Genomic DNA, 2,658 nt, shown 5'->3' with positions numbered 1-2,658 from the left:
GGTCTCGACCGCTTTGGGGCTCTACTGGTGGAACAAGGGGGCGTGCCTGGTCAATGGCGGGACCCTGGCGGTGATGAACAACCTGCATGTGCCGGTGGGGTTGCTGATCAATCTGTTGATCTGGAACCAGCATGAAGAACTGGGGCGGTTGTTGCTCGGCGGTTCAGTGATTTTGCTGGCGGTGTGGATCAGTCGGTTGGGTATACGCAAGCCTTTGACCGTTCACTAAACCCTGGGGAACCCGATATCCCTGTAGGAGCGAGCCTGCTCGCGATTGCGGTGGATCAGGCAACATCATCGTCGACTGACACTCCGCTATCGCGAGCAGGCTCGCTCCTACAAGGGATTGTGTGATCTCCGAAAATCACTTCGGCGCCAATTGCCCCACCAGAAACTCGATAAACGCCCGGGTCTTCTGCGGCACCCGCCGCGCCGACGAATACACCGCATTGATAGTGATCGCCGGAGCCTGCCATTCGCACAGCACTGGCACCAGCCGCCCGGCCGCCAGCGCATCTTCGACGATGAAGTCGGGCAGCAGGGCGATGCCCATGCCGGCTTCGGCGGCCTGGGCGAGCAGGTCGCCGTTGTTGGCGTGCAGTGGGCCGGTGACGTTCACCCGTTGGGTTTCCCTGCCATTGCACAGTTGCAGGCTGACACCGCTCTGCAGATACCCGTAGTTCAAACATTGATGGGCGCGCAGATCCTGCGGAGTCTGCGGAACGCCCGCGCGCTCGAGATAAGCAGGGGACGCCACCATGATGCGCGGTGCGGGCGCCAGTTGCCGGGCGATCATCGTCGAGTCGGGCATGCTGGCGATGCGGATGGTCACGTCAAACCCACCCCGCACGGGGTCGACCTGCTGGTCGCTGAGCACCAGTTGCAGCTCGATGTTCGGGTGCTGTTCATGAAACAGCGGAATCAACGGCCCCAACCGCCGAAGACCGAACGACATCGGCGCATTGACCCGCAACACACCGCGTAACTCGCCGATGCCGTCACGGGCGCGTTGCTCGGCCTCGTCCAGTGCCGCCAACACCTCTCGTGCTGCATCGAAATACTCGGCCCCGGCCTCGGTCAGGTGCAGGCTGCGGGTGGTGCGTTGCAGCAATTGCACACCGATGGCTTCTTCCAGCGCCTGAATCTGTTTGCTGACTTTCGAGCGCGGCACGTCCATGGCCCGGGCGGCTGCGGCGAAGCCGTTCTCGCCGACCGTGACGACGAAGGCGCGCATGCATTCGATGCGATCCATATTGTCCCTATTTTAGAATCAATGATTCTCGATTTTAGGTAATTGTCCCTTTTATCGCCAGCCCCTAAAGTGACATCCAAGCCGACAACAACGCCGCTGAAGGCAAGGTCGACTAACCCCTTATCCATTCGAAGTATCGACATCAAAAGGAACGCGCCATGTCTATTCGTGAACTGCTCAACCCTACCAACTCCGCCCTGATCCTGATCGACCACCAGCCGCAAATGGCTTTCGGCGTGCAGTCCATCGACCGCCAGACCCTGAAGAACAACACCGTGGGCCTGGCCAAGGCGGCGAAGATCTTCAACGTACCGACTATCTACACCTCGGTCGAAACCGAAAGCTTCAGCGGTTACATCTGGCCCGAATTGCTGGCAGTGCACCCGGAGCAAAAGCCGATCGAGCGCACCTCGATGAACTCCTGGGAAGACAAGGCACTGGTAGACGCGGTGAAAGCCACCGGTCGCAAGAAGCTGATCATTGCCGCGCTGTGGACCGAGGTCTGCCTGACCTTCCCTGCGTTGGAAGCCCTGGCTGAAGGCTACGAGGTGTACATCGTCACCGACGCCTCCGGCGGCACCAGCAAGGAAGCCCACGACATGTCGGTGCAACGGATGATTCAGGCCGGCGCGGTACCGGTGACCTGGCAGCAAGTGTTGCTCGAATACCAGCGTGACTGGGCGCACAAGGATACTTACGAAGCGGTGATGGAACTGGTGCTGGAACACAGTGGCGCCTACGGCATGGGCGTGGACTACGCCTACACCATGGTGCACAAGGCGCCGCAGCGGCAGGTGAAGTAATCCGCAAATTCTGAAAACGATGTACCCCCTGTGGGAGCGAGCTTGCTCGCGATAGCGGACAGTCAGACGACACATATGTTGACTGACACGCCCTCATCGCGAGCAGGCTCGCTCCCACATTTGTTTTTTGTGGGGTTACACCCTGCGTTTTTCAGCTTCGGGAAAATGGCTCGCTCCCAGCACCGCCGGCAATATCCCCGCACGCAAATCCGATCCGCTGGGCTGCTGATACAGGTTCAACCCAAACTCCGGCAGCACCGCCAGCAGGTAGTCGAAAATATCCCCCTGGATCCGCTCGTAGTCGGCCCACGCCGTGGTGCGGGTGAAGCAGTAGATTTCCAGTGGAATGCCCTGGGCCGTGGTCTGCATCTGGCGCACCATGCAGGTCATGTTCGGCTGGATCTCCGGGTGACTCTTCAGGTAGGCCAGCGCATAGGCGCGCAAAGTGCCGATATTGGTCATCCGCCGACGGTTGGCGGACATGGCCGCGACGTTACCCTGGGCTTCGTTCCAGGCCTTGAGTTCGGCCTGTTTGCGGGTCATGTAGTCGGTGAGCAAGTGCACCTGGGACAGCTTCAGCTCTTCGTCGTCACGCAGAAAGCG

General features: G+C 60.2%; 2 protein-coding genes and 2 pseudogenes. 2 read left to right on the top strand and 2 right to left on the bottom strand.

What is annotated here, in order from left to right; genetic code table 11:
• Nucleotides 1-229, top strand: a pseudogene (locus ACXRVY_RS23330) (hypothetical protein); the annotation flags it as partial.
• Nucleotides 230-364: 135 nt separating this feature from the next.
• Here ACXRVY_RS23330 and ACXRVY_RS23325 read toward each other — a convergent pair.
• Complete coding sequence (locus tag ACXRVY_RS23325; RefSeq protein ID WP_223462107.1) at nucleotides 365-1,252, bottom strand: LysR family transcriptional regulator; 888 nt, start codon at nucleotides 1,250-1,252, stop codon at nucleotides 365-367.
• Nucleotides 1,253-1,410: 158 nt separating this feature from the next.
• On the opposite strand from ACXRVY_RS23325, the gene ACXRVY_RS23320 reads away from it, so the two are divergent.
• A complete protein-coding gene (locus ACXRVY_RS23320) occupies nucleotides 1,411-2,055 on the top strand; it encodes a hydrolase (RefSeq protein WP_108218556.1) in 645 nt (214 codons plus the stop codon).
• Nucleotides 2,056-2,190: 135 nt separating this feature from the next.
• Here the strand turns inward: ACXRVY_RS23320 and ACXRVY_RS23315 are convergent.
• Nucleotides 2,191-2,658: pseudogene (locus ACXRVY_RS23315) on the bottom strand (mechanosensitive ion channel family protein); the annotation flags it as partial.

Source organism: Pseudomonas sp. P5_A2_2 (genome assembly GCF_054177685.1).
Note: the sequence above shows the minus strand (reverse complement) of the source record. Positions and strands in the feature narration are given on the sequence as shown.

What these genes read in the sequence shown, in the direction of transcription:
- ACXRVY_RS23325 (WP_223462107.1), bottom strand. Translation starts at nt 1,252, where the DNA reads ATGGATCGCATCGAATGCATGCGCGCCTTCGTCGTCACGGTCGGCGAG.
- ACXRVY_RS23320 (WP_108218556.1), top strand. Translation starts at nt 1,411, where the DNA reads ATGTCTATTCGTGAACTGCTCAACCCTACCAACTCCGCCCTGATCCTG.